Annotated in this window: 19 protein-coding genes; 7 read left to right on the plus strand and 12 right to left on the minus strand. The window is 66.9% G+C overall.

Annotated features, from left to right (window positions below):
• Window positions 1-44: 44 nt before the first annotated feature.
• Window positions 45-1,148, minus strand: a complete 1,104-nt coding sequence (gene tal / locus EAX62_RS03495; protein ID WP_121900251.1) for a transaldolase — start codon at window positions 1,146-1,148, stop codon at window positions 45-47.
• 31 nt (window positions 1,149-1,179) lie between these two features.
• Window positions 1,180-2,028, minus strand: a complete 849-nt coding sequence (locus tag EAX62_RS03500; RefSeq protein ID WP_121900252.1) for a VanW family protein — start codon at window positions 2,026-2,028, stop codon at window positions 1,180-1,182.
• 247 nt (window positions 2,029-2,275) lie between these two features.
• Between EAX62_RS03500 and EAX62_RS03505 the strand changes: the two genes are divergently transcribed.
• Genes EAX62_RS03505 through EAX62_RS16640 form a run of 3 tightly spaced genes read left to right on the plus strand, consistent with a single transcriptional unit; the run spans window position 2,276 to window position 8,589 of the window.
• Window positions 2,276-3,490, plus strand: a complete 1,215-nt coding sequence (locus EAX62_RS03505) for a DUF6361 family protein (RefSeq protein ID WP_121900253.1) — start codon at window positions 2,276-2,278, stop codon at window positions 3,488-3,490.
• A 3-nt stretch (window positions 3,491-3,493) separates the two neighbouring features.
• The gene (locus EAX62_RS03510; protein WP_121900254.1) at window positions 3,494-5,350 is read left to right on the plus strand and encodes a phospholipase D family protein; all 1,857 of its coding nucleotides are present in this window, start codon (window positions 3,494-3,496) and stop codon (window positions 5,348-5,350) included.
• Window positions 5,347-8,589: a helicase gene (locus EAX62_RS16640; protein WP_158600494.1), complete on the plus strand. Its 3,243-nt coding sequence runs from the start codon at window positions 5,347-5,349 to the stop codon at window positions 8,587-8,589. Before EAX62_RS03510 ends, EAX62_RS16640 begins: the two co-directional genes overlap by 4 nt.
• Before the next feature lie 4 nt (window positions 8,590-8,593).
• Here the strand turns inward: EAX62_RS16640 and EAX62_RS03520 are convergent, their stop codons facing one another.
• Complete coding sequence (locus EAX62_RS03520) at window positions 8,594-9,427, minus strand: uracil-DNA glycosylase (RefSeq protein WP_121900255.1); 834 nt, start codon at window positions 9,425-9,427, stop codon at window positions 8,594-8,596.
• Window positions 9,428-9,703: 276 nt separating this feature from the next.
• On the opposite strand from EAX62_RS03520, the gene EAX62_RS17455 reads away from it, so the two are divergent.
• Entirely contained in the window at window positions 9,704-10,153 is a 450-nt protein-coding gene (locus tag EAX62_RS17455) for a DUF1707 domain-containing protein (RefSeq protein ID WP_407703306.1), read from the plus strand.
• A 192-nt stretch (window positions 10,154-10,345) separates the two neighbouring features.
• Window positions 10,346-11,719 carry an HNH endonuclease signature motif containing protein gene (locus EAX62_RS03530; protein ID WP_121900257.1) on the plus strand — a complete coding sequence of 458 codons (1,374 nt, stop codon included), beginning with the start codon at window positions 10,346-10,348 and terminating at the stop codon, window positions 11,717-11,719.
• Window positions 11,720-11,786: 67 nt separating this feature from the next.
• On the opposite strand, the gene EAX62_RS03535 is transcribed toward EAX62_RS03530, so the two are convergent.
• From EAX62_RS03535 to EAX62_RS03570, 9 genes are all read right to left on the minus strand, one after another.
• Window positions 11,787-13,454, minus strand: coding sequence for an NERD domain-containing protein (locus EAX62_RS03535; RefSeq protein ID WP_121900258.1), 1,668 nt, complete (start codon window positions 13,452-13,454; stop codon window positions 11,787-11,789).
• 73 nt (window positions 13,455-13,527) lie between these two features.
• Window positions 13,528-15,192, minus strand: a complete 1,665-nt coding sequence (ptsP, locus tag EAX62_RS03540) for a phosphoenolpyruvate--protein phosphotransferase (RefSeq protein WP_121900259.1) — start codon at window positions 15,190-15,192, stop codon at window positions 13,528-13,530.
• A 2-nt stretch (window positions 15,193-15,194) separates the two neighbouring features.
• Entirely contained in the window at window positions 15,195-16,433 is a 1,239-nt protein-coding gene (gene pfkB, locus EAX62_RS03545; RefSeq protein ID WP_121900260.1) for a 1-phosphofructokinase, read from the minus strand.
• Window positions 16,430-17,224, minus strand: a complete 795-nt coding sequence (locus tag EAX62_RS03550; RefSeq protein WP_199711097.1) for a DeoR/GlpR family DNA-binding transcription regulator — start codon at window positions 17,222-17,224, stop codon at window positions 16,430-16,432. The genes pfkB and EAX62_RS03550 overlap by 4 nt, the downstream gene beginning before the upstream one ends.
• A gap of 14 nt (window positions 17,225-17,238) precedes the next feature.
• The gene (locus EAX62_RS03555; RefSeq protein WP_121900261.1) at window positions 17,239-18,288 is read right to left on the minus strand and encodes a zinc-dependent dehydrogenase; all 1,050 of its coding nucleotides are present in this window, start codon (window positions 18,286-18,288) and stop codon (window positions 17,239-17,241) included.
• Window positions 18,288-18,731, minus strand: coding sequence for a PTS sugar transporter subunit IIA (locus tag EAX62_RS17460; RefSeq protein ID WP_407703297.1), 444 nt, complete (start codon window positions 18,729-18,731; stop codon window positions 18,288-18,290). Before EAX62_RS17460 ends, EAX62_RS03555 begins: the two co-directional genes overlap by 1 nt.
• On the minus strand, window positions 18,724-20,175 hold the full coding sequence (locus EAX62_RS03560) for a PTS mannitol transporter subunit IICB (RefSeq protein ID WP_199711098.1): 1,452 nt from the start codon (window positions 20,173-20,175) through the stop codon (window positions 18,724-18,726). The genes EAX62_RS17460 and EAX62_RS03560 overlap by 8 nt, the downstream gene beginning before the upstream one ends.
• A 186-nt stretch (window positions 20,176-20,361) precedes the next feature.
• Window positions 20,362-21,036, minus strand: a complete 675-nt coding sequence (locus tag EAX62_RS03565) for an HAD family hydrolase (protein ID WP_121900262.1) — start codon at window positions 21,034-21,036, stop codon at window positions 20,362-20,364.
• Window positions 21,033-21,317 carry a cell division protein CrgA gene (locus EAX62_RS03570; protein WP_121900263.1) on the minus strand — a complete coding sequence of 95 codons (285 nt, stop codon included), beginning with the start codon at window positions 21,315-21,317 and terminating at the stop codon, window positions 21,033-21,035. Before EAX62_RS03570 ends, EAX62_RS03565 begins: the two co-directional genes overlap by 4 nt.
• Before the next feature lie 89 nt (window positions 21,318-21,406).
• On the opposite strand from EAX62_RS03570, the gene EAX62_RS03575 reads away from it, so the two are divergent.
• The gene (locus EAX62_RS03575; protein ID WP_121900264.1) at window positions 21,407-22,180 is read left to right on the plus strand and encodes a DUF881 domain-containing protein; all 774 of its coding nucleotides are present in this window, start codon (window positions 21,407-21,409) and stop codon (window positions 22,178-22,180) included.
• A gap of 96 nt (window positions 22,181-22,276) precedes the next feature.
• Window positions 22,277-22,915 (plus strand): aminodeoxychorismate/anthranilate synthase component II, encoded by a 639-nt coding sequence (locus tag EAX62_RS03580; RefSeq protein WP_121900265.1) that lies wholly within the window; start codon window positions 22,277-22,279, stop codon window positions 22,913-22,915.

Below are 22,915 nucleotides of genomic sequence, written 5' to 3' on the forward strand. Positions count from 1 at the left end.
TCCCCCGCCTGCTCGTCGACTTCCGAGCAGGCGGGGCGCGTGGCTCAGAGCTTGTCGAGCTGGTCCTGGAGGGTCGTCATGAGCTCTTCCCATGCGTCGATGAACTTGGTCACGCCTTCGCGCTCCAGTACTGCGAAGACATCCACCATGTCCACGCCGGCAGCCTCGACGGCGTCGAGGATTTCCCGTGACGTGTCGTAGGTGCCCCTGACCGTGTCGCCTCGGACCTCACCGTGGTCGGCGAACGCCTGCATGGTCTTCTCCGGCATCGTGTTGACGGTGCCGTGGGTGACGAGTTCCTCGATGTAGAGGGTGTCGCGGTAGCCGGGGTCCTTTGTGCCTGTGGATGCCCACAGCGGGCGCTGCGGGCGTGCGCCATAGCCGGCGAGGGTCTGCCAACGCTCCGAGGCGATGGCGTTCTCGAATGCCTCGTTGCACAGCCGTGCCACCGCCAGGGCAGCCTTGCCTTTCAGCTGGCGCGCCTCCTGGCTCTGCAGGGCGTCAAGGCGCTTGTCCACCTCGACGTCGGTTCGCGACACGAACACCGATGCCACCGAGTGGAGGTCCGTGAGGTCGATGCCCTTGTCGTGGGCCTGTTCCAGCCCATCCATCCAGGCGTTCAGTACCTCCGTGTAGCGCTCGACGGAGAAGATGAGTGTGACGTTGATGCTGATCCCGGCAGCCAGTGCGCCCGTGATGGCCGGCAGGCCCTCCCTCGTGGCGGGGATCTTCACGTAGGCGTTGGGTCGGTCGACGAGGTCGCGCAGTAGGTGGGCCTGCTCGATGCTGGGCTGCGTGTCGTGCGCGAGGCGCGGATCCACTTCGATGGAGACGCGCCCGTCGGAGCCTTCCGTGGCGAGGTAGATGGGGGTGAACAGGTCACAGGCAGCGCGCACGTCGTCGGTGGTCAGCGTCGTGACGATGTCGGCGAGTTCGGCGCCGGTGGCTTTCAGCTCCCGCAACTGCTCCGTGTAGGCGTCGCCGGAGGACATCGCCTTGCCGAAGATGCTCGGGTTGGTGGTCACCCCCACCACGTGGGAGGTGTCGATGAGCTCCTGCAAACTGCCCGAGTCCAGACGCTCCCGCGAGAAGTCGTCCAGCCAGATGGACACCCCTGCGGCACTGAGTTCTCCGAGGCGGTCAGTCATTGTGCACTCCTTTGTTGACGTGTTACCGAGCTTAGTCGCGGCCCGTTCCAGGGGGGACGTACTTCACGAGCGCCCGGTTCGCTTTGATGAACTCCTTGTCCACACGGTTGCCTGTGCGGCGGTCGATGACGTCCCGCCAGATCTCGTTGTGGCGGAACCAGTGCTCGCCCACCTGGTCGAAGCCCTCGTCGACGGCGTACACCGAGTACGAGTGCGGGACTGGATCCGCGGTGCGGATCTCGCCCTCCAGGTATTTCTCGCCCACCGTCACGCGCAGCTGGAACGTGGTGTCCGTGTCGTTGCGGAAGCGCAGGTCAACATAGTTGTAGTAGATGGCACAGCCGACCCCCCACGGCAGCACGCGGCCGTTGTCGGGGAATGGGTCGAAGGAGTGCTCGGACCGCTGCGTCACCACCAGCGGCGTGTGCAGGACCATCCAGTGCAGCAGGTTGGCAAGCTGGCAGATGCCGCCGCCGATGCCGGCAACAGCCTCGCCATTCTCGAGCAGCATGCCGTCGACGTAGCCCTTTCGTGCGCTGGTGCGCCCCACGAGCCGGCAGAAGGAGAACTCCTCGCCGGGGGCGATCAGCAGGCCATCGATGTGGCGGGCGGCCAGTTTCAGGTTGACGACCTTGCCGTGCTGCAGCGCCATGTCGCTGTTGCCGAGGCTGCGCAGCAGCAGGGACTGGTGCCGGATCAGGCGGACGGGCAGGTCGTCGCCCTGCAGCCGATGTGCCAGGGGTGTGGTGGAGCGCCACCACTGCCAGCGTCGTCGCAACCGATGGATTTCGACTGCCAGGGGAAAGATGACGGGGAAGCGTTCGGTGAGGCGTTTGCGGGTCTTGGTGTCCGTTTCAACAGTGGATGTCGCGTCGGTCATGCCGGTCCTCCCCCGGACGCGGAGTCACAGTCATCGACGAGTGGTGGCCGCAGCGTCCCTGCTGTATGAGTCTAATCCCGGCCGTGCCTCGTGGCCGTTGTGACGCAATGTCCGGCTTCCCGGCCACGGACTGCTGGACCACTTCCCCTCCTCTAGTGGTGGGGTTCACGTTTCTGGAGAGTCGAGGTCGGGTCTCCTGATGAGCGACCAGTGTCCGCACTCTGGGAGGATGCTTGCAGGGGGGACGATGCCGTCGACTATTGCTTGGCTGGATACTTCGTCAGAGGAACAACTCCGGACGCGTGAGCTGATCGCGCTGTTCACGGAGAAAGACACCTTGGACGAGCTCGGAATTGGCCAGATCCGTGATGTCTTCAGCAACGTCCTCTTCCCCGGCACTTCGGTCATCCAAACCCGTGCCCGCTATCTCCTTCTGGTGCCGTGGGCGTACCTCGACGCAGCACAGAAACGATCGAACGGAACCGTCCGGGAGAAGGCGCAGGCCAACCAGCGCCAGACCATCGAGGCACTCCTGCAACTTGGTCGGGAAGGTCACCCACAGGAAGGAATTGTGGGAGCCAGGGCCGGTGCTGGAGTGAAGACTCTTCCCTCGGACATCTACTGGAACGCACTGCGGACCTATGGAATTCTTCAACGCGAACTCTCCGCTGACGACCTCGGGAGGCGTCCAAGCGCGGACACCGAGTCGGACGAATTGGCAGGACGCCCCGTGACTGAGTGGCATCCCGCCATCCGAGTACCGAAGGGGTTCCCGGCCCTCATTCCGGGTGGACTCGAACTCACGTACGAGGAAGCTGCCTTCCTCCGCGAACGCATCCTTCAGGGCGTGCCGGGGTCCTTACTTGCCCACCTGATCGGATCGGACGAACCGCCGGATCCTGACAGCCGTCAGCCGTGGGATGACTCCGTGGCAGCGCGGGTCGACGGCGCTCTGGCCGAGGCCATGACCCATGCGAGGTTGTTCTCGCACTCAATCCACGGAGCCTCGCTGCTGTACGCGGTACTGGTGGCGGAGGCTTACCGCGACGCCGGTTACAACGCTGTCGGCGATCAACGCGAGATGACGCGAGATGCGCTGCGCCAGTGGTGGGAGGCGACGGAGCCGCTCACAGGCCGGTTGTCTGCCTGGGATCTGGATGAGTTCTGGGCCTTCGTGATTGAGCGGAACCCGCGGATCTCCATACTCACCCGACGCTTTGTCACAGAATGGCTAGCGGCAGTCAAGGACGGCACGGCGCAGTTTGCGGCCGACGATGATCGGCTCCGTCGGCTCATCCGTGATCGGGAACGCGAGATGAAACGCTCCCAGGCGCGGCTGTCCAACCGCAAGCTTCTAGGCCTCTGGGGCGGCTTCACGGGTGGCAGTGGGCTCAGCTACCGGTGGAGCACAGTAAAGACGATCGTCAGCGACATCCATCGCGGCCTTGAACGAAAGGGTTAGGCGATGCTCGCGCCAGACAGCCGGGTGGTGCTACTGGAACAGCTTCGACCCCCGGTCGGATACCAGCTGGAGGCAGCGGTCGCCACCACGTTCACCCTGCAACTCGGTGCTGCCCTGGTTCCGCCCTTGGCCTTCGCGTCGCACGAGATCAGGGGCGGGACCGATCCGCTCAGCGTGCTGGAGTCGGTCCGCTCGGCCTCGGACCGGATTGACATCTATTGCCAGGCCGGACAAATCGCAGTGCCCAAGCGTGCCTCGGACCTCATGGCGTTCCTGGAGCCGATGGTCCATCCTGTTCGGCCGCCGAAGGCGGGGTTCCTGTTCCACCCCAAAATCTGGTTCGTCCACTACACGGCCAAGGCCCAACCCGACCGCTACCGGCTGCTCTGCCTCACCCGGAACCTTGTCGACAGTCAGGCATGGGATGCGGCTGTTGTGCTGGACGGAGTCGACGGCGTCGATGCAACGGAGGCGAATCTTCCCCTTGCAGCTTTCCTGAGGAACCTACCCGAGTTGGCCGTGAATCGTTCTGAGCGGCGAGCGAGGCGTGCGCGGGACCTGGCTGAACGGGCCACCCGGGTTCGGTGGAGCAATCCGGACGGTGTGCAGGGCCTCAGGTTCCACGCCATGGGGGTACCGGGGGTCGCCGACACTACGGACTTCACCGGCCTGCGACACCTCGTCATCTCGCCGTTCTGCGACGCAGCGGGGGTGGCGCATGTGACGGGCGGAGGGCGTGACGCCATCGTCGTCTCCAGGGCGGAAGCAATGGATTCGCTGGACCCCGGATGGTTGTCGCGGCTGCGTCTGGGAGGGAAGGACGGGTCGGTGTTTGTGCTCGACCCCTTGGCGGTCCCGCCTGGTGAACAGGCGGCTGCCCTTGGGGGGGCCGCGGACCCTGCGGCAGGTACGTCAGGCGAGGCCGCTCGAGAGCTTGGCGAGCTCACCGGTCTCCATGCGAAGGTGATCGTGATCGAGAAGAATTGGAAGGCGCACCTTTTCATCGGGTCCGCGAACGCGACCTCAGCTGCGTTCAACGGCAACGTCGAGTTCATGGTCGAGATGTGGGGCCGGGCGCTGGACCTTGGTTACCGCACGATGATGGATCCGGGACTGAAGAAGGGACAACGCAACTTCCGCGACCTGCTCCAGCCCTACGTCACCGGCGAGACACGAGTGTCGGAGGAAGACGTGGAACTCAGGCGCCTGCGGAACCTCCTCAGGCGGCTGGCAGCCGTGCCCTACCGGATGACTGTGCAGGATGGTCGCTCGCACTACGATCTCCAGCTCACCAGCGAGGGCGCCGTCGTGCTGCCCGAAGAACACGCGCTGGCATTCGGGCTGCTGACGCGGCCGGGAGTCGCGCACACACACGCGGCGGAGACGCGTGTCGACGCGGTCTTCGACGAGGTCCCCCTTGCCGACATCACCCCGTTCGTTGTGCTTCGGCTCACGGGGCCGGATGGAACCGTCGCGGACACGGTCGTCCACGCTCCGCTGGTCAACGATCCGGAGGACCGACTCGACGCAGTCCTCGCCCGCCAGGTGGACACGCGCGAGAAGTTCCTGAGGTTCCTGGCGCTGGTCCTGGGCCTCGCCGACTCCTCGGCCCTCGCTGCGATGGCGGGAGACATTGCCACCTCAGGCGCGGGTTGGGAGGCCGGCGGCGGTGGACACGCGGGAATCTTCGAAATCGTCGTCGAAGCGATGGCTGACCGGCCCGAGTCGATCCGCGAGCTGGACAGGCTCGTGAAACGGCTCGGGCAGACGGCGGAAGGTCGTGAACTGTTTCCCGAGGGTTTCGAAGAGTTGTGGACCAACGTGGAGCTCGCTCTGGGACAGGTGCGCAGGCAGCCATGACAACCCGGAAGCCGTTCAGTGCCGGCAAAGTGATGGACCAACTGACAGATTTCCAGCGCAACACAGCCGAGTACGTCGTGGACCGGTTCTACGGCGATAATCCCACGGACCGGTTCCTTGTCGCCGACGAGACCGGTTTGGGCAAGACAATCGTTGCCCGCGGAGTTATCGCCCGCACCATTGAGAAGCTGCAAAACAACGACGCCGTTGACCGCATCGACATCGTGTACGTCTGCTCGAACCAGGACCTGGCGCACCAGAATCTCCGGAAGCTCAACGTGACTGGCGACGATCACCACGGCATTGCCAGCCGCCTGACGCTGCTGTCGAAGCACGCGCACAGTTTCGCGCCGAGCGTCGGTGGCGGGTCGATCAAGCCAGTCAACTTGGTGTCCTTCACTCCGGGCACGTCGTTCTCCACCGGCTGGCAATCGGGAACGGCCGACGAGCGAGCCCTTCTGTTCAAGATCCTGGATGATGGCCTCACGCTTGACGGGTCGCGGGCGGAGAACTGCTACGAGGTGCTTCGGGGGTCCTTGCAATCAAAGGAGGGGTTGCGCAGGCCTGTGAGGGAGCTGAACAAGAGCCTTCATCAGGGGCCTGACAGGGAGCTCACAGTGCGATTCCTCGCGGCCATCGCTGTGGAGTCACTTTCGCTGCCTGGTGCAGAGTCGGAACAGACGATACGAGACGAGCTCGACGACCTCCTCGACCACTTCACTCCCAGCCCCGAGCACCGACACCGTGCTTGGGGCCTGGTCGGTCGCCTCCGCGCCGTGCTGGCACGGGAGAGCATTCAACTCCTCACCCCCGACCTGGTGATTCTCGATGAGTTCCAGCGCTTCCGTGAGCTGCTGGATGACAAGACAGAAGCCGGTGGCCTGGCAGGACACCTGTTCGGGTACCGGGACGAGGCCACCGGGCATCGCGCGAAGTCGCTGTTGCTGTCCGCAACACCATTCAAGGCCTTCACCTTCGCGGAGGAGGCCCTGCTCGGCGACGACCACCACGAGGATTTCCTCCAACTTGTCAGATTTCTCAATAACGGTGACGCCAACGGACAGGTGGCGCGGATCCGCGATTCGCTTCGCGAGTACCGCGATGAGATTGTGACCGGGCGCATGACTGCCGGCGCTGTAGAGCGGGCCAGGAATGAGTTGCTTCGACTCATGGTGCGGACAGAGCGGCCGCGTGACGTGGTCAAGACGATGACAGACGAACGGGTCACGCTCCTCGGAGCTCCGAGCGTGGAGGACCTCCTCGGATTCATCGCGATGAAGGACTTGGCGCGGGAGGTGGGGGCGCCCTTCAGGCTCGAATACTGGAAGTCGGCGCCGTACTTCGTCAACTTCATGGATGGCTACAAGTTGGGTGGGCTGGTACGTGAAGCACTGAGTGATCCTCAGCGCCAAGACCGTATCCGGTTGCTGCTTGCGAGTACCCAACAGCTGAATGCAGCGGCGCTGGATGGCTCGGACCAGGTTGACCTCGGGAATCCGCGGATGCGGGCGCTGGCGGCCGCAACGGTCAACCGGGGGTGGTGGAGGCTGTTGTGGGTGCCACCATCGCTCCCGTACTTTGAGGCGTCGGGCCCGTATGCGGACCCGGACGCTCAGGAGATGTCCAAGCTGTTGGTGTTCTCGTCCTGGGCGGCGACTCCGGCCGCGGTCGCGTCGCTGCTCAGCCATCAGGCTGACCATTTGGCGGCGGGTTCTGAAGGACGCAGTCTCGCCGAGGACCAGAGGGCCAGGCTCAGGAATCGTCTTGCGTACCGGTTGGAGAGCGACGAGGACGAGCGGCCGTCGTCGATGTCGACCCTGGCGCTGTTCTGGCCCATGCCCGGCCTGGCCAGGCTTGCGGATCCGCTCCAGGCAGCACGGCACTCCGACGGGCTCCCTGTCCTGCCGGACGTGTGGCGCGAGCAAGTTGTGGCTCGTCTCGAAACGGACCACCGCACGGATGTGACGAGCAGTGGGACTGTGGCGTCGCACTGGTACGAAGCCATGCGGCGTCAGGATTCGCTACCGGAGCACTTCGATCTGCGGAAGGTTCTGGCTGCGTTCGACCTCCAGGATGATCAGGGTGATGATCCGCAATCGACGACGGAGGCGCCGCTGAGGAGGTCACGGCAGCAGCGTCACGTCGAACTCGCCCTTCAAGTTCGAGGCAAGAGGCAGGACCGTCGGTTGTCACCGGAAGGGCTGACGGCCCTCGCAGAGGTCGCCATTCATAGTCCGGCGAACATTGCTTACCGTGCGCTGTCCCGGATCGCCGATGGTGGCTCCCGCGTGAGCGACGGCGGTCGGTGGGTGGCCGCCGTCCGACTCGCGGGTGCCCTGCGGAGCCTCTTCTCCAGGCCCGAGGCCATCCTGCTTCTCGACCAGCTCTTGCCGGGCAGCGAACCCTACTGGCGCAGGATCCTCACATATTGCGCATGGGGCAACCTGCAGGCCACGCTCGACGAGTACGCGCACCACCTGCACGTCAGCCTCGGTTCACCCGAGGTCGACGACGAACTGCTGCTCGAGATCGCCCGCATGGCGTCGGTGGCGCTGGAGATGCGCTCGTCCACCGTCGAGATCTTCGACCCGGCCGCGGCGGAGGCGGGCTTCAAGAGGCGCCTCGCCACACGCTTCGCGCTGCGCTTCGGAGGCCGGCGCGAAAAGGAGGAAAGTGCCCGCCAGCCAGTGGTGAGGCAAGCGTTCAACAGCCCGTTCCAGCCGTTCGTGTTAGCCACGACGTCTATAGGCCAGGAGGGGGTGGACTTCCACTGGTGGAGCAGAAGCGTCTTCCACTGGAATGCGCCGCCGAACCCCATCGATTTCGAGCAGCGCGAGGGGCGTGTCGACCGTTATGACGGGCTGGCCGTGCGTCGGAACCTCGCAGCTCGCCACGGCGACGAAGCACGGAAGAGCGTCGGACCCAACCCGTGGGCTGCGCTCTACGCACTGGCAGACAGGGATGACTCCGGTCTCGGGTCCTTCGCCCCCCATTGGGTCTACCCCGGCGATCATCGGATCGAGCGACATGTGGCCCCGTACGCGCTGAGCACGGACGAACGACAGTTGGAGAACGTCAAGCGTGATGTGGCGTTGTACCGGCTGACCTTCGGGCAACCGAGGCAGGAGGACATGCTTGCGCTCATGAAGTCGCAGTTCCCGGATGGCGACGCCGAGGCGGTGGAACTGCATCGCATAGACCTCGCCGCTCCTGCTTGGCGCAGCGAAGGGGAAAGCTGAACCGTCACAGCCGTGACAGGACCTCGTCGAACATGGCTTCTGTCAGCTTGCCGGTGAACGTGTTCTGCTGGCTGACGTGGTAGCTCCCCACCAAGCGGATCGAGCGACCGTCGGGCGTGGTCAGCGCCGCCTCGGCGCCATGGGTGAACTTGGGTTTGGGGGACGGAACACCCCAGCCCCGACGTCGGGCGGCCCTGATGACCGCGTCCCAGCCGATCAGTCCCAGCGCCAGGATCGAGCGCAGCCGGGGCTCGGTGAGTTCGAGTTCCCGGTCGAGCCACGGTGCACACGTCGACTTCTCGAGGGTGGTGGGCTTGTTGCCGGGTGGTGCGCACCTGACGGGAGCAGTGATCCGGACGCCGGCGAGTTCGAGGCCGTCGCCAGCAGCGAACGCCGTGGGCTGCGATGCATAGCCTGCGCGGAACAGGCCGGCGAACAGCCAGTCGCCCGAGCGGTCACCGGTGAACATGCGGCCGGTGCGGTTGGCGCCGTTCGCCGCGGGAGCCAGGCCGACGATCAACACCTCGGCGGCCGGGTCCCCGAATGAGGCCACGGGGCGACCCCAATACGGCTGGTCGGCAAACGAGGCCCTACGTCCCGTGGTGGCCACGGATTCCCTCCACTCGACCAGTCGCGGACAGGCCCGACAGACAGTGATGCAGGCGTTCAGGTCATCAAGGGTGCGGGGGGAGGCTGCGAGCAAGGTGACGTCGGCGGCGGAATGGGCCACCGGTGTATCGGTGGTGGCCGGGTCGCCCGGCCAGCCGGTCTCTGGCTCCACGGGGGAGCCGAAGAGTCTTCCGGTCAGCGGGTGGGCGTCGCGTCGTGCCTCAGACATGGATGCGAGTCTGCCATCCCCGAAAGGGGAGGTGGCGGAAAGGGCTCCCGCGAGTTCGAGGGGATCCGCGCCGCGTGTGACTCAGCCCGGGGCGCTGCGCGCTGGATCCTCTTCCGCGGTACGCGGCTCGGAGGGCGGTACGTGCGGTAATTTGGTCAGCACACCGGCCACTGTGGGAACAACGCTCACCGGCGTTGCCTCGCCCGTTCGCGAGCGCGACGGGTCCCCCCCCACTCAAGCCTGGCGAGGAGGACTGTGACGGACCGCGACATTCGGGTGAGTGACGTTGAACGCGACCAGGCAGTCTCGTTGCTCGCCGAGCACTTCGCGGAAGGGCGACTCACCCCCTCCGAGTTTGACCAGAGGACCACGGAGGCGCTGTCCGCTCGTACGCGGGGAGAGTTGGATCACGTCATGGTCGACCTTCCCGCCGTGCCGGCGGGCGTTCCCGCCCCACCAGCGATGGACGCGACACCGGGCAGCGTCGATCGTCAAGGTTCGAGGATGGCCCATTGGCGCCGATCATCGCTGGCGCCTTGGGCGATCTTCGCTGTCTTCTTCGTCGTTGTGTGGGTCGCCACGGGCGGCGGTTATTTTTGGCCCGTGTGGCCGATCATGGGCTGGGGTCTGGGGGTCGCGATCAACGGGGTGAAGGCCCTCACCGAAGTCGGGTCCCCTCCGACGGAGCACCCCCGGCAGCTCCCCGGGCCACCTCCGTCGCGGTAGGCGGCGACCAGATGCACGCAAGGGGCTCGGCATTGGCGATCTGGGTCGGTGCTGCGGGAAGGGTGGTTGAGGGGGCTGATCGCGTGGGCGACGTGCTCGCGCACGCTGGGTGAGGGATCGGGCGCTGGGAGACGGAAGCAGGAATTGATCCTCTGTTCTATTTCTGTCAGTGGTGGCTGGGAGAATTTACTCATGGGTGACACCACGGATTCGGGCTCGGAAGGGCTGGAGAATGTCCTGGATGTCGTCGGCTTGCTGGCCGCAGGAGCGCGTGGGAATGCCGCTGGGCTGTTGGACCTGATTGCCCGGATTGACGGCATCTGTGACCGGCTCGCGGCCGTCCGGATGGGGCTGTTGCATGGTGCGGATCTGGTGCGTGAGCCGGGTTTGTCGGTTGCTGAGCGGTTGCATGCCACCAATCGGGTTTCGCGCAGGACGGCCCGCTGTGATGCGCGGCTGGCCAGGGATTTGGCGGACCGGTTCCCGGTGGTGGCTGAGGCGTGGCTTGAGGGGAGGGTGTCGGCGGAGCAGGCGCGCGGGATTGTCGCTGGCCTGAAGCGTCTGCCGTTGTCGTTGTCGCCTACGCAGTTGGAGAGGTGCCAGGCCGATGTTGTTGGTTTTGCGGATCGGTTCGATCCTGATGAGCTCCGCACGGTGGCGGAGCGGATGGTCGAGGTGATTGATCCGGAGCGTGCTGAGGCGTTGGAGGCGGATCGGGTGGAGCGGGACGCACGGGTCGCGTTCATGCGCCGATCCATGGTGGTGGTGCCGGATCATCACGGCTCCATGATCGTGCGCGGGCAGCTTCCGCTTGCTGATGGGCAGCTGTTCCTGGCGCAGTTGCAGGCGCTGATGCCCTCTGCCGTTTCTTATGGACTGGCGGGTGAGGTGCCGGATCGTGCGGCGCGGCGTGCGGATGCGCTGGTGCGGTGGTGTGCGATGCAGGCTGGCTCGGGGAGGCTGCCGGCGGTGGGTGGGGATCGTCCGCAGGTGGTGCTCACCCTCAGCCTGCGGACCCTGACCGAGGGGCTCGCTGCGGCTGCTGTCCTGGGCAGTGGGGAGTTGCTTCCGGCGGGTGAGGCCCGGCGGTTGGCGTGTGATGCGCAGCTGGTCCCGGCGGTGTTGGGTGGGGCCTCGGAGGTGCTGGATGTTGGCCGGGCCCGCCGTTTCTTCACCGGGGGGATCAGGGCTGGTTTGGTGCTGCGGGATCGGGGATGTGCGTTTCCGGGGTGCGATGCGCCGCCGGGGGCGTGTGAGGCGCACCACAATCGGCCGTGGTGGGCCGGTGGGGCCACGTGCCTGTCGAATGGGGTGCTGCTGTGTCCGTATCACCACCGCCTGGTGGAGCCGGATCCCGGTGTGTCGGAGCGGGTGCAGTGGCAGATCCTCATGGATCCGGACACGGGCCTGCCCTGGTTCACGCCGCCGCGCCAGGTCGACCCGGAGCGCAGGCCACGGTTGCATCACCGGTTTGTGCTGGGGGGGACGAGCCCGCCGACACCGACCCGGGTCAGGGAGTGCGCTACACCGGCTGATCTGCAGCCGTCACCAAGCTGGCACGGCTGAACGGGGTCTCACACCCATTCTCGAAGAGTGGCAAAGAACGCGGGGCGCGCGCTGGCGCGGGGGCGGTCTAGTGGCGGCCGCGCAGTTCCTTGACCACCTCGTCGCCCGCGTGGCCGATGGCATTGAGGTCGCCCACCACGATGAGGCGGTCGGTGGCGCGGGACAGTCCCACGTAGATTCGCTCGCGGAAGCGTTCCCGGGTGCCGTCCTCGTTGACGCACAGCACCACCGCGCGGCGCTCCAGGCCCTTGAACCCCAGGACGTGGCCGTAGAAGACCAGCTCGTCATCCCAGTACGTGTCCCAGTAGCCGTCCTGGCCCTCCAGGTCCTGCCGTGCCACCTGTTCGGGGTGGCGGCGGCCTGTTGTGAGGAGCGCTATGTGTTCGGGCAGCCAGCCCTCGTCCAGCAGTGCCTCCACCTGATCGTCGGCGACGTCGACGGCCTCCTCCGGGGCTGCCGGCACGTGGAGCACCTCCGGTCCGTCGCCGCCCTCAAGGCGCATGCGCAGCGGGGCGAGGGGGCGAAACACCTCGGCTATCTGCCTGGTGTTGCGAAGGTTGTGGTCGAGGACGAGCGGTACCAGCGGCACGGAGGGCCGCCCGAAGCGGTGGAAGAGGCGCTGGTTCTCGTCGGAGTAGAGGAACAGGCCACCCTCCTGCTCGTCCCGCAGTGCGGCGATGAGCGGGAGCCACCACGATTCGGCGAAGTCCTGGGCCTCGTCGACGACGAAGGAATCGAAGCGCTGGCCGGGCGGCAACCCCGCGGCCTTCTCGGCCATCTGCCGTGGCAGCCTGACCTCCCAGAAATCGTGATCGTCACGTGAGCCGGACGCGATGCCCCACTGGTTGGCGAGGGCCTCGAAGGTGCCGACGTAGGCGGGGCGCTGCTTGCGGTTCCATGTGGCGACCTCCCGCCTGAAGTAGTTCGCCAACCCCATGGAGTAGCACAGTAGGGCCACCCGCTCGGGCTTTCGATCGCCCCGTCCTGAGGTCAGTTGCTTGGCCTGGGTGAGCGCCAGGACCGTCTTCCCGCTGCCGGCACCCCCGCGGATCTCCACCCTGCGCAGCAGGCGGGTTACTTCCAGGATCAGCCCCTGCTCCTGTGTGAGCCTGTCGGCGCGGGATTGGCGTTCGTCGGAATCGTCGACGACGCTCGGGGCGGCCCGGATCCCGCGGCCCGACATGATGTCGACGAAGACCTCGCAGTCCTCGACGGTTGGCGGTCGCCGATGGGTCTCGAACCCCACTGGGACGTCGGCCAACCGCGCGGCCAGCTCGTGGAGGTCGTTCTTGTCGTGCAGCATCCACCGGGGGCAGTCGGGCAGGTCGGAAGTTGTCCCGAGGTGACTGAACGGTGTGACGACGGCGTGGGTGAAGCGGATGCGGCCGCGGGAACTGTCGGCCCATCGATGGTCGGACTCAATGAAGGTGCGCAGGGCGTAACGGGCGTCGCGGGCCTGGGCGACAGGGTCGACGAGCATCCGGTGCCCGTCCCGCGGCATCGTCCACTTTCCATCCTCCAGGCCGATGCCGGTGCCCTTCACCTCCACGACCACAACAGCCACGCCGGGCATCACCACGATGAGGTCGGCCTCATGGTCCTTCCTGTCGTCCGTCAGGCGGACGTTGGCCATGAGCGTGTCCTGCGGCCGCAGGGACTCACGCAGCATCGACCAGACGGCGCGCTCGGACTCCGTGGTGAAGCGTGGGTCAGCGGGGATGAGCTGGGGAGGCATGGCATCACGCTAGCGGCGAAGCCGCATCCATCAGGACAAGCAGGAAGGATGCGGCGCTCGATCCTGAGTGAACTCAGAGGAGGTCCGTGAGCTCCGTCGAGGCGGTCGATCGCACCGCTTCAAGTGCGGCCTCCGCGGAGTCGGCGGACCGGGCCGCGACGGCAAGCTGCACGCACTCCTGTGCCGTGTGCTGGGAGAGAGCCCACCGCACCATCGGTACGCGCTGCACAGACATTGACAGGCTGTTGACGCCGAGTCCCGTGAGGACGAGCGCCATGAGCGGGTCGCCGGCGGACTCGCCGCACACGCCGACGGCTTTGCCGGTGGCGCTGCCGCCTTCGCAGGCTGCGGCCACCATGTCGAGAACCGCGGGCTGCCACGGATCCAGCAGAGCGGAGAGCTCTCCGACCATCCGGTCCGCCGCCATCGTGTACTGAGCCAGGTCGTTGGTGCCGAGGCTGGCGAAGTCGGTCACCCGCAGCACATGGTGGGCCCGGAGCGCGGCGGCTGGCACCTCGATCATGACCCCGGCCACCGGCAGGCCAGCGGCGTGGGCGCGACGGGTGAACCAGTCAGCCTCCCTGGCCGTGGACACCATGGGTGCCATCACCTTCACGAGTGCCCCCGTCTCGGCGGCGGCCCTGGCCAGGGCGGTCAGCTGGTCGTCGAGGAGGTCCTCGCGCTCCACCATGAGGCGCAGCCCGCGCCGTCCGAGAGCCGGGTTGGGTTCCGGGCCGAGGTCGGCGAACGCCAGCGGCTTGTCCGCGCCCGCATCGAGCGTCCGCACGGTCACGGGGCGGTCCCCGAAGGGGGTCAGGACGCGGACGTACTCGGCTGCCTGCTCCTCGACGGTGGGGGCCTGTGTAGCCGACAGGTGCAGGAACTCGGTGCGGAACAGGCCCACACCCTCGACGTCGGCTGCCCCGGCCAGTTCCGCGTCCGCAGCATTGCCGATGTTGGCCAGTAGCAGGACGTGATGACCATCCGACGTGGCGCCGGGACCGGAGCATTGGCTGATGCGCGCCCGGGCCAACTGCTTCTCCTCCCGGGCGGTGGACCATGCCTCGTCAGGATCGAGAACCAGTTCACCGGTGTCGCCGTCGATGCCCACGCGGACGCCGTCGGGGATGTCGAGGGCGCCCTTGGCCTGCACGATGGCGGGGATGCCGCGCTGCGAGGCAATGATGGCGGTGTGGCTGGTGCGGCCCCCCGCCTCGGTCACGATCCCCACCACGAAGGCGGGGTCCATGACGGCGGTGTCGGCGGGGGCCAGATCGTGGGCGATCACGACGCTGGGCCCGTGCAGCTCGGGGACCCCCGGCATGGGGCGGCCCAGTAGCAGTGCCTCGGCGCGGGCACCCACATCCAGCAGATCGGTGACGCGTTCCGCGAAGTAGCCGCCCAGCTCGGTGAATTCCTCTGCGTAGCCACCCACGGCTGCGTGGAGCGCGTGCGCGGGGCCCATGGTGCTCAGATGTGTACCCACGGCTTCCAGCAGTCCGGGGTCGCGGGCGATGGCGGCGGCCGCGGCCACCATGTCGGCGGCGTCGCCGTCGAGGAGTGACGCGGTGGCATCCAGCCGGGTCGCGACCGTCTCCAGTGCGGAGGCCACGCGGGACAGGTCCGCGGTGGGGTCGCTGGAGGGTTGTTCGTCCGGGAGGGGCTGTGGCGGTGCCACGAGCGCCACGACGCCGATGGCGGTGCCACCACTGACCCCGAGTCCGGTGAGTGTGCGCATGCTCACTCCTGGGCGTCGTGGTCGGTCTCCAGGAACGAGACCAACTCGTCGAGGATCTCGTCTGCGTTCGCACCGTCGGCGGTCAGGAGCACCTGGTCGCCGCACTTGGCGCCGAGCGCCATGACGGCCAGCATCGAGGCGGCATTGACGGTCTTGCCGTCGGCGCGTCCCACGGTGATGGGGATCCCGGCTGCCGCCACGCGCTTGGTGAACAGGGTGGCTGGGCGGGCATGGAGCCCGACGGAGGAGGCGATGGTGGCGGTGCGTGAGCTCATGGTGGAGGCCCTTCGTGTCGGCTGTGACGGGTTGGGGGTCAGGAGGGTGGTCAGGGGTGGGAGGCGCGTGGAGACGGTGACGCCGGCGATGTCCGCCGGTGAGGGGACCTGGCTGCCGGGCAGGGTGACGGCGGCGGATCCCCAGGCGACACCCTCGGCGAGTGCGTCCTGGGGTGACTTCCCCATCTGAAGGGCCTGGAGGAGTCCTGCCAGAAGGCAGTCGCCAGCCCCGACGGTGGACAGGGGGGCTGTGACGAGGGCGGAGGCGAACCAGTGTCCCTCCACGGTGACGGCGAGAGCTCCGGCGGAGCCGAGGCTGACCACCACCATGCCCACGCCACGTTCCACCACGGTGCGGGCGGCGTTCAGGACGTCACCCAGGGTGGACAGACCGCGCCCCACGAGTTCCTCGAGTTCCTCGAGGTTCGGCTTGATGAGGTCCGGGCCGGCGGCCACGGCATGCCTGAAGGCGGCGCCGGAGGCATCGATGGCCACCCGGGCAGGATGGGCGTCGATGATGTCTGCGAACCAGGACTCGGGAGCTCCGGGCGGCAGACTGCCGCACAGTGCGAGCCATTCACCTCCGGCTGCGGAGGCCAGCACTGCGGCGCGCAGCGACGACAACTCCTGCGTGGTGAGGACGGGGCCCTGTTCGTTGATCTTGGTTGTCGTGCCGCTGGGGTCCACCACGGCCACGTTCGTCCGTGTGATTCCGGACAGGTGCACCACTGTGAACTCGACGTTGGCCTCTTCCAGCAGCGACTCCAGAAGCCGGCCGTCGGGTCCTCCCAGCGGAACGAGCGCCAGTGTGGGGCAGCCGTTGGCCGAGAGCGCCCGGGACACGTTCACTCCCTTGCCCCCGGGATCCAGCCGGGAGGAGATGGCCCGGTTGATGCCACCCACCTCCAGCTGTTCCACGGTGACGGTGCGGTCGATGCTGGGGTTGGGTGTGACGGTGACGATCATGCCCGGACCACTTCCATGCTCGCGGCGGCCAGTTCGGCGGCTGCCTCGTCGTCCAGTTCGTCATCGGTGATGAGGAGCGCGATGTCGTCGATGGTGGCAAATCGGTGAAGCCGCTCCTGGTACGCCTTCGACGAGTCGGCCACGACGATGGGGCGTCGGGAGCTCGCGACCATGGCCTGCTTGACGGCGGCCTCGGCCTCGTCGGGGGTTGTCATGCCCCGCGACGGGCTGAACCCGTTGGCACCGATGAACGCCACGTCAATGCACAACCGCTCCAGGGCGTCGGTGGCCCAGTGCCCGACGCAGGCGCCGGTGCGCTGCCGGATGGCGCCGCCCACCATGTGCACCGCCAGCCCGGGATGATCCGTCAGGACGGCGGCGATGGCCACCGAGTTGGTCACCACCTCCAGTTCCACCTCAGGTGGCATGGCCCGGGCGATGGCGAGCGTGGTGGTCCCGGAGTCCAACAGGACGGTGCCCTGCGGTGGCAACTCCAGGATCGCGCGCGCCGCGATCCTCTCCTTGGCGTCGGAGTGCAGACCGAGCCGGTCGAGCAGTGAGGGCTCGGGCTCGGTCTGCGCCATGGGCAGCGCTCCGCCGTGGACCCGCCGGATCTTCCCCAGACGCTCCAGCGCCGCGAGGTCGCGGCGGATGGTCTCAGGAGTCACGTTCAGCTGGTCGGCGAGTCCGTTGACCTCCACCCGTCCCGCCCGGCGCGCTGCGGCGACGATTTCCTCGTGGCGTTGAGGCGCGTACAGGGTGCGGCTGGCGTGGACTGCATTGCTGCTCATGGGTTGATCCTGCCTCAGTTCGTCTCGACGGTGACCTTGATGGCCTCCCCGCGTTCAACAATGCCGAACGCATCCAACACGTCCGCCAACGGGATCCGGCGGGTGATGAGGTCAGCCACCGGCACCTCCCCGGAGGCGATGTAGGCGAGCGCCCGCTTGTTGTGCTCCGGGGCGGAACCGTTGGCGCCATGGATGTGCAGCTGGCGGTAGTGCACCACGTTGGAGTCGCACGTGATGGTCGGGTTGGTCTTGGGCAGGCCTCCGAAGAAGCTGATGCGTCCGTTGCGGGCCGCCATGGCGATGGCCTGCTCCTGGGTGATGTTGGCGGGGGTGGCCGTGATGATGACGTCGGCGCCACGACCGTCGGTGAGTTCCATCACCTTCGCCACGACGTCGACCTCGGCGGCGTTGATGACCACGTCTGGATGGACTGCGTCGGCCGACATCTGCAGACGTTGCGCGTTGACGTCGACGAGGATGATGCGGCCGGCCTTGTGGACGCCGCGTGCGATCCGCGCGTGCATGCAGCCGATGGGGCCGGCGCCGAAGATGACCACGTCGTCGCCCTCCTCGATGCCGAGCTGCTCCTGGGCGTTGATGGCGCAGGCAAACGGCTCAGCCGCGGAGGCCTCGTCGAAGCCGACGCCCTCGGGGATGCGGTTGAGGCCGTCCACCTTCAGCACCTGGGCGGGCACGATCATGTACTCCGCGAAACCGCCGTCGTACTGGTAGCCGATCGAGGTCTGGTTCTGGCACACCGCCATCCAGCCCTTCCGGCACTCGTGGCAGTCACCGCACGGGACGGCGGCGATCACCTGCACCCGGTCGCCGGGTTCCCAGTTGCCTGTCACGTCCGCACCCACCTCGACGACCTCGCCCGCCACCTCGTGGCCGATGATGCGGGGAGGGGTCAGGTTCTGGTGGCCATTGTTGCGAATCTTGACGTCGGTGCCGCAGGTGGAGCAGTTCCTGACGCGGATCTTGACCTCGTCGGGACCGCAGACGGGTTCCGGGACGTCCTCGAGCCGTAGGTCTCCGGGGGCGTAGAAGCGCAGTGCGAGCATTATTCCTCTTCTCCAATGGCGGACAGCAGGGCGATGACCTCGTCCACGCTGGTGGTGGTGCGCAACTTCTCGGCGGACTCGGGTTCCATGAGGACCTCGGCGAGCGCGCCCAGAATCCCGATGTGTTCGTCGGAGTTGCTGGCGATGGGGATGCAGACGTAGACGGTGTCGCCGTCCCAGTCCACCCCCTCGGGGAACTGCAGGAAGCCGAGTGCGGCCCTGTTGATGAACTGTCGGGACTCGTTGGTGCCGTGGGGGATGGCGAAACCCTCACCGAGGTAGGTGGACACCTCTCGCTCCCTGTCGAACATGGCGTCCGCGTACGGGGGCGCAATGGCGCCCGCCTCCAGCAGGGCCGCACCGCACATGCGGATGGCTTCGTCCTTGTCGGTGGCGCTCAACCCGAGGCGGATGGAGTCGCGTGTCAACACGTCGTCACTCAATGGTCTCTCCCAATCTGATGGCGGCCTCGATGCGCGCGAAGGCGGGGTCTCCCACGAACCGTTCGAAGGTGACGATGACGGCGTGGGGTGCGACCGAGCGCACCCGCTGTGCCAGTCCCGACTGGGACATGATGAGCGTCGCGTCGGCGGGGACCTCGTTCACCGGGGAGTGGGTGACGGTGACGCCGTAGGGTGCCAGCTTCTTCCTCATGGCGCCGGCCACCATGACGCTGGAGCCCATGCCTGCGTCGCAGGCGATGATGAGCGTCCTGACGTCCTTGCCGGCGATGGAGCGGGTGGCAGTCATGACCGGTGCTGTGGCGGAGCTGCCGGATTCCTGCATCACCTCGTCGTGGGCCGTTTCCGTGGTCACTTCGTCAGCGACGTCCTTGCCGCGGCCGAAGCCGAACAGTACGGCCGCCACGAAGAAGGACACCACCGTGGCTGCCAGGACCGAGCCGTACACCGGGAGAAGGCCCCCACGGGGTGCGACCAGCGTGTAGGCGATGATGCTGCCCGGCGAGGCAGGGGCCACGAGGCCCGCGCCCAGCACGAGAGCGGTGGCAACCCCCGTCATACCGCCAGCGATGGTGGCCAGGATCATGCGGGGCTTCATGAGGATGTAGGGGAAGTAGATCTCGTGGATGCCGCCGAAGAAGTGGATGATGACGGAGCCCCACGTGGCCCCCCGCAGCTTGGTGGGGCCGAAGAAGACGAAGGCGAGCAGCAGGCCGAGGCCAGGGCCGGGGTTGGACTCCAGCATGAACAGGACGGACTTGCCGAGCTCCTGTGACTCCGCAGCACCCAGTGGGGAGAGCACGCCGTGGTTGATGGCGTTGTTGAGGAACAGGACCTTGGCTGGCTCGATGAAGATGGATGCCAGCGGGAGCAGGGAATGGCCCACGAGCCACCCGACTCCGGATCCGAGCCAGTCGACGAGCACGCCGACAACGGGCCCAATGCCGACCTTGCCCAGGACGGCCATCACCGCTCCGATGATGCCCAGGGAGAAGTTGTCGACGAGCATCTCGAATCCGCTGGGGACTTTGCCGTCGATGGCCCTGTCGAACTTCTTCAGCACGTAGGCGGCCAGAGGGCCCATGACCATGGCGCCGAGGAACATCGGGATGTCCGCGGCGGCAATGGCGCCCATCGTCGCGAGGGCGCCGATGACGGCGCCGCGCTGGCCGTGGACCATGCGTCCACCGGTGTAGCCGATGAGGATGGGCAGGAGGAAGGTGATGGTGGGGCCGACGAGTGAGGCCAGCGATTCGTTGGGCAGCCATCCCGTCGGGATGAAGAGGGCAGTGATGAGGCCCCAGGCGATGAAGGCACCAATGTTCGGCATGATCATGCCGGCGAGGTAGCCGCCGAACCGCTGCACCCGGGCCCGTGCGCCCGTGCCTTCCAGGTTCTTGTTCAGTGTGGCGTCCGGTAGGGACATCTCACACCACCTTTCGTTGACGTCCTTGTCAGTGATGCCGCTGTTGCGGACTCATACGGACATCTTGCTCCCCGTTTGAGTCCATGTCAACCATGAAACAGAAACAAACGGGCATGAGTTCCGTGATGGCGAAGGAAATCCGGATCTGAACGGCAGGCGGACAGGCGCAAGCCGTGGGACACGTGATCAGGCAGTGCGGAGGCGCAGGGAGATCTGTCCGTTGGTCTCCACCTGCCACTCGACCTGGGAGAGGTCGCCCACCACGGCGTCGGCTGCGAGCTCGTCGTGGCGTTTCGTGGAGGCAATGCCCAGCACGGGGCAGCCGGCGGCGCGGGCGGCAGCGATGCCTGCGGGTGCGTCCTCCACGACCAGCGCACGGGCGGGATGAACCCCCAGAAGTTTGGCGGCCAGAAGGAAGCTGTCCGGGGCGGGCTTGCCATCTGCCACGTGGTCGCGGGTCACGATGACATCGGGGAACGGCAGGTCCGCGGCACTCAGCCGGGCCCGCATCAGGTCGGTGGTGCAGGAGGTGGCGATGGCCACCCCTGTGCGAGGCAGGGTCGTGAATGCCTCACGCGCACCCGGCAACGCGACGACGCCCTCGGTGTCGGTGACCTCGAGTACTTCGATCCGCTCCGTGGCGGCAACCACGTGTTCCGGGGGCAGCAGCGCCTCGGAGACGGCGGCGCTTGGCATACCCAACAGGTGGGGGAGACGGTCCAGACGGATGCCGAACTCTTCCGCCCACCGCTCGTAGGAGCGCACCATCGCCACGTGGGAGTCGATGAGGGTGCCGTCGAGGTCGAAGATGACCGCGTCGAACGATGCCCCCACGAGGGGATTGTGGGGCTGGGGTGTCACTTCCAGAGCGTCATGAGGGAGAAGCTGGCGACGATCAGCCCGAGGCCGATGGCGACGTTCCAGTCACCCAGCGACTGCATGAAGCCGATTGAGTTGCCGGCGAGGTTGTAGACAACCATCCACAGCACTCCCAGGAGGCCGACGGGGATGAACACCCACGGAACCCAGTTTCGTTGGGCGCCGGAAAGGCGCTGTCGCTCGCTGCGTAGCTCGGCGTCCTCGACAGAGCTTGTGTGCTGCTGCTTCGACTTGGCCTGCTTGCGTACCTTGGACTCGGGCACTGGTCCTCCTTCATTGGCACTCAGAAGGGTAATCCAGCAAAGCCGAAACCCCAGCATCGGGGTTCTCCGGCGCGGGCTAGTCTGGGCAGATGGGCAACTCTCTGGCTCGGTTCACCGCGCACGCATCGCGGGCGTCGTCGCGCGCCGGCGGCCGCCCGCGGTCGCTGCGGGGTCGCCTCGTGACGGTGAGTGTCTGCCTCCTGGCCGGATTCATGATCACCGTCAGCGCGTTGAATGCGCGGGGGACCGATCTGCGCTCGGACCGTACCGCCAGCATGCGCGAACTGGTGGCCGCCCAGGCGGGACGCAACGAGGAGCTCCGCCAGAGTGCGGATGAGTTGCGCGCCGAGGTGGAGGACCTGACCGCACGGATGGACGGCGGCAAGGACCTCACCGATGCGCTGCGTCTGGCAGGCCTGGAGGCCTCCACGGAGCCGGTCGCCGGTCCCGGGGTGCGTGTGACCCTTGACGATGCACCGCTGGAGGTCAAGCCTGCGGGCGTGGACGACGATGCGCTCGTGGTCCACCAGCAGGACATTCAGGCCGTCGTCAACGCCCTGTGGGCGGGGGGTGCGGAGGCCATGACCATCCAGGGGCAGCGGGTGGTGGCCACCACGGGTATCAAGTGCGTCGGCAACTCCGTCGTCCTGCACGGTGTGCCCTACGCCCCGCCCTACGTCATCGAGGCCATCGGTGACGCGGACTCCATGGAACGCTCCCTGGATGACTCCGATGCGGTGCGGATCTACCAGCAGTACGTGGTGGCCTACGGCCTCGGGTATTCCTTCGAGGTGGACGAGTCATTGGAGGCGCCCGCGTTCAGCGGCGCCATCGGCGTGCGCCAGGCCCAGCGCACCCGCTGAACACCCGCTGGCGATCGCGCTGCCCGGGATGTGACCGCGGCCTTTGGTGAGGTGGGCGCTCCGGTGGCCCGGAGAACTTGGTGCGACAATTGCGGCGTGCCCCGCATCCTCGTCATCGACAACTACGACTCGTTCGTCCACAACATCGTCTCCTACCTGCGGCAGCTCGGCGCCGAGGTGGACGTCTGGCGCAACGACGATGAGCGCTTCGATGCCATCACCTGGCGCGACGGTTGGGACGGGGTGCTGATCTCCCCCGGTCCCGGAACCCCTGAGAAGGCGGGTGTCTGCGTCGAGGTGGTGCATCAGTTGGGCGGGGTCATCCCCCTGTTCGGGGTGTGTCTGGGTCTGCAGGTCATGGGGGTCGCGCTCGGCGGTGTCGTCGACCGCGCCCCGGAGTTGTTGCACGGCAAGGTCTCCGACGTCTTCCACGACGGGGTGGGCGTCTTTTCTGGACTGCCGTCGCCGGTGAGTGCCACCCGGTACCACTCGCTGGCCATCACGCCGGACTCACTGCCCGATGACCTCGTGGTCACGGCGCGAACCGCCTCGGGCGTCATCATGGCTGTGCGGCACCGGACCTGGCCCATGGAGGCCGTGCAGTTCCACCCTGAGTCGGTGCTGACGCAGGGCGGCTACCAGATGCTGGCCAACTGGCTGGCCGAGTGCGGCGACGCCGACGCCCCGCGCAGGGCCGTCGGCATGTCGCCGCTGGTGTCGACCAGCCTCAGCTGA

Source organism: Tessaracoccus antarcticus (assembly GCF_003688855.1).
GTDB lineage: Bacteria > Actinomycetota > Actinomycetes > Propionibacteriales > Propionibacteriaceae > Arachnia > Arachnia antarctica.

What these genes read in the sequence shown, in the direction of transcription:
- tal (WP_121900251.1), bottom strand. Translation starts at nt 1,148, where the DNA reads ATGACTGACCGCCTCGGAGAACTCAGTGCCGCAGGGGTGTCCATCTGG.
- EAX62_RS03500 (WP_121900252.1), bottom strand. Translation starts at nt 2,028, where the DNA reads ATGACCGACGCGACATCCACTGTTGAAACGGACACCAAGACCCGCAAA.
- EAX62_RS03505 (WP_121900253.1), top strand. Translation starts at nt 2,276, where the DNA reads ATGCCGTCGACTATTGCTTGGCTGGATACTTCGTCAGAGGAACAACTC.
- EAX62_RS03510 (WP_121900254.1), top strand. Translation starts at nt 3,494, where the DNA reads ATGCTCGCGCCAGACAGCCGGGTGGTGCTACTGGAACAGCTTCGACCC.
- EAX62_RS16640 (WP_158600494.1), top strand. Translation starts at nt 5,347, where the DNA reads ATGACAACCCGGAAGCCGTTCAGTGCCGGCAAAGTGATGGACCAACTG.
- EAX62_RS03520 (WP_121900255.1), bottom strand. Translation starts at nt 9,427, where the DNA reads ATGTCTGAGGCACGACGCGACGCCCACCCGCTGACCGGAAGACTCTTC.
- EAX62_RS03530 (WP_121900257.1), top strand. Translation starts at nt 10,346, where the DNA reads ATGGGTGACACCACGGATTCGGGCTCGGAAGGGCTGGAGAATGTCCTG.
- EAX62_RS03535 (WP_121900258.1), bottom strand. Translation starts at nt 13,454, where the DNA reads ATGCCTCCCCAGCTCATCCCCGCTGACCCACGCTTCACCACGGAGTCC.
- ptsP (WP_121900259.1), bottom strand. Translation starts at nt 15,192, where the DNA reads ATGCGCACACTCACCGGACTCGGGGTCAGTGGTGGCACCGCCATCGGC.
- pfkB (WP_121900260.1), bottom strand. Translation starts at nt 16,433, where the DNA reads ATGATCGTCACCGTCACACCCAACCCCAGCATCGACCGCACCGTCACC.
- EAX62_RS03550 (WP_199711097.1), bottom strand. Translation starts at nt 17,224, where the DNA reads ATGAGCAGCAATGCAGTCCACGCCAGCCGCACCCTGTACGCGCCTCAA.
- EAX62_RS03555 (WP_121900261.1), bottom strand. Translation starts at nt 18,288, where the DNA reads ATGCTCGCACTGCGCTTCTACGCCCCCGGAGACCTACGGCTCGAGGAC.
- EAX62_RS03560 (WP_199711098.1), bottom strand. Translation starts at nt 20,175, where the DNA reads ATGTCCCTACCGGACGCCACACTGAACAAGAACCTGGAAGGCACGGGC.
- EAX62_RS03575 (WP_121900264.1), top strand. Translation starts at nt 21,407, where the DNA reads ATGGGCAACTCTCTGGCTCGGTTCACCGCGCACGCATCGCGGGCGTCG.